Below are 313 nucleotides of genomic sequence, written 5' to 3'. Positions count from 1 at the left end.
CTTGGCCTTCACCCGGCCGCGGATCGAAATCCCGGCCTCGTGCACGGTCTCCGCACTCCCCGAAACCAGCCTGTGCCACCAATAGAGATCATGTCCCTCGGCCACCAGCCGGTAGGCGCAGGTCTTGGGCAGCCAGGTGATGGTGCGCACGTTCTGCGGCGTCAGCCCGACGCAATCGGGCACGCGCGCCAGCCGGTTGGCATAGTCGGAGCAAAGGCATTTCTCGGCATCGAAGAGCCGGCAACCCACGCTCGTCCAATAGATCTCGCCGGTGTCCTCGTCCTCGAGCTTGGACAGGCAGCATTTGCCGCAG

Annotated in this window: 1 protein-coding gene; it reads right to left on the bottom strand. The window is 64.9% G+C overall.

All coding sequences use genetic code 11. From position 1 onward, the window contains the following. A partial coding sequence (locus EN818_RS31650; RefSeq protein WP_135906720.1) for a YcgN family cysteine cluster protein occupies nt 1-313 on the bottom strand: 313 nt, incomplete at both ends.

This window comes from Mesorhizobium sp. M3A.F.Ca.ET.175.01.1.1, from assembly GCF_004791945.1.
In the GTDB taxonomy this organism is placed as follows: Bacteria; Pseudomonadota; Alphaproteobacteria; order Rhizobiales; family Rhizobiaceae; genus Mesorhizobium.
This window is presented reverse-complemented; position numbering and strand designations above follow the sequence as displayed.